The sequence below is a fragment of the Psychrobacter sp. GW64-MNA-CIBAN-0177 genome (genome assembly GCF_040309585.1).
In the GTDB taxonomy this organism is placed as follows: domain Bacteria; phylum Pseudomonadota; class Gammaproteobacteria; order Pseudomonadales; family Moraxellaceae; genus Psychrobacter; species Psychrobacter okhotskensis.
The window spans coordinates 1-232 of the sequence record NZ_JBEOOY010000647.1 but is presented as its reverse complement, the minus strand read 5'-3'; the positions used below and the strand labels follow the sequence as shown (position 1 = coordinate 232).

Annotated in this window: 1 pseudogene; it reads left to right on the top strand. The window is 42.2% G+C overall.

Annotated features, from left to right (window positions below):
• Nucleotides 1-25: 25 nt before the first annotated feature.
• Nucleotides 26-232 (top strand): annotated as a pseudogene (locus tag AAEY79_RS16550) (MFS transporter); the annotation flags it as partial.

Sequence of the window (232 nt, the reverse complement as noted above, 5' to 3'; positions counted from 1 at the left end):
ATTCAAGCGTCGCCGTTTTAGCGCCATGTTTTTAACCCAGTTTTTGGGTGCTTTTAATGACAATATTTTTAAGCAAGCGCTGATATTGGTGCTCACTTATACTGCCGCCAGCCAGCTTGGGGTGGCAGTAAGTATCTTAAATAACTTAGCGGCAATGTTATTTATCTTGCCGTATTTTTTATTTTCAGCGTTGGCGGGGCAACTGGCAGATAAGTATGAGAAGTCCCAATTG